At 79.5% G+C, this 682-nt stretch carries 1 pseudogene; it reads right to left on the bottom strand.

What is annotated here, in order from left to right:
• Positions 1–682, bottom strand: a pseudogene (locus tag AE652_RS42580) (hypothetical protein); the annotation flags it as partial.

Genomic DNA, 682 nt, shown 5'->3' with positions numbered 1-682 from the left:
CACGGCGGGCGGCGCGGTGGTCGGGTTGCCGGTCGGCGTCGCGGTCGGGCTGGGGGCCGTGGTGGGGCCCGCCGACGGGGACGAGGAGGCCGGCGGGTTGGCGCTGACCTCGCTGGTGGGGACGGAGGCCGGGGCGCCGGACTCGGCGGCGGGGACGTCCGAGCGCAGGGCCACCTGGTTGACGCTGTTCGACGGGGTGCTCAGGGTGCCCGAGCCGGTACAGGTCTGGTCGGGGACCCAGGCGAACGGCACCCGGTACCCGGCCCGCGGCGCGAGCACCGGCGGCTCCCCGTCCATCGCGGGCAGGCCGGCGGCCGGGTCGCCCGGGGCGTGGTCGGCGGTGCGGATGCGGCCGCGGTCGCCGCCGCTGACGGCGGTGACCGCCACCGAGCCCGGCCCGCCGAGCCGACAGCTGCGCCCGGACACGTTGTAGACGGTGAACGAGCCGTAGATCCGCCCGTCGCCGTCGGCCGTGCCGACCTGGGCGAGTCCCTCACCGAGGTCCGTCCGGGTGCAGAGCGGGACGATGCCACCGTCACCGGCGCCGGAGGTCCCGCTGGGCGCGACGCCGCCGTCGGTGCTCGCCTGCCCGCCGCCGGGGCTGTGCGGGGCCGAGGCCGTACCGGGCGGCGGAGTGGTGTCGCCGGGGCCGCTCGGGTTCGCGTGCGAGGCCGCCCCGGTG

The sequence above is a fragment of the Kitasatospora sp. MY 5-36 genome (genome assembly GCF_001182915.1).
Classification (GTDB): domain Bacteria; phylum Actinomycetota; class Actinomycetes; order Streptomycetales; family Streptomycetaceae; genus Kitasatospora.
The sequence above is the reverse complement of the archived record's forward strand: the minus strand, read 5'-3'. Positions and strand labels throughout refer to the sequence as shown.